Genomic DNA, 928 nt, shown 5'->3' on the forward strand with positions numbered 1-928 from the left:
CAGGCGCCAGCTCACCCAGCCCGGCGAGCGTTTCTTTTTATCGAATGCAGGATGCCAGACGTTGATGCCGGACTGCTCCCAGAGCAGGTGGAGCAGCCCCAGCAGGCGCATCGAGGGCTGCCGGCGCCGACTCCCCGGTCCGGCACCGGCCGGAGGCGCATCACGGGTTTTATCTGGAACGTCTTTCTTCTGCAGGCCGGTGGGCAGGCGGACCACAAGCCGGCCATCCGCAGCCGCTTTGACCACGTCAGGGGCATAGATGGTGGCCTGTCGCTCATCCGGCCAGACGGAGTAAAAGCGGCAGTCTGGCGCGTGTTCGTGCCCGGAGAAGGCCCATGAGGCGAGCCAGCACTGGTCTGTTTTCTGTGACAGATGCACTTTCAGGCGCCGGCGCTGCGCGTCTTCCTCTGGGGGATGGCACAGGCAGGTGACCACCGTGGTGGCCTTGTTGTCACGCGCGTGCTTCAGCCAGCGCTGCCACTGCTCCGGCTCAGCGCTGCGGAAATCCGCACCCCATTCCCGCGAGCCCCGCAGCCCGGTGAACCGGACCGGATACGTTTTCTTTGCCGCCATCATAAACCCCTTCCCATAAAGAACGCTGAATATACGACCTGCGTGATTTTAATTCAGGCCGGCTGCCGGGCAGATTACCGGTGAGGATTCATTCCACAACCGGTTAAATTCAGCCTGATACTGGCGGGCAATATCAGGTTCGTTTTTAATCACCATCGCGTTCTCCGCATTTCTTTTTTCAGCAGAAGACGTGTAATTAAATGAGCCGGTTTCCACCGCACTGCCGTCGGCCACCATAAACTTGTTGTGCATGATGCTGTACATGCCGTTAAGGCGCACGTCCACGCCAGCGCACGCGAGCTGGCTGACAAGAGACCAGCGGTCCCGGCTTTTCTTTTCATCGGCGACCAGCCGG

Annotated in this window: 2 protein-coding genes; both read right to left on the reverse strand. The window is 60.5% G+C overall.

Translation table 11 applies throughout. The annotated features are described in order from the left end of the window. On the reverse strand, positions 1 to 576 hold a 576-nt coding region (locus CBW22_RS25020), incomplete at its 3' end, for a DUF1173 family protein (RefSeq protein ID WP_254919571.1). Positions 577 to 621: 45 nt separating this feature from the next. Continuing rightward, the coding region (locus CBW22_RS25025) for a phospholipase D-like domain-containing protein (RefSeq protein ID WP_141097378.1) at positions 622 to 928 on the reverse strand (307 nt) is incomplete at its 5' end.

It is taken from the genome of Pantoea sp. VS1 (assembly GCF_002207995.1).
Taxonomy (GTDB): Bacteria; Pseudomonadota; Gammaproteobacteria; order Enterobacterales; family Enterobacteriaceae; genus Pantoea; species Pantoea dispersa.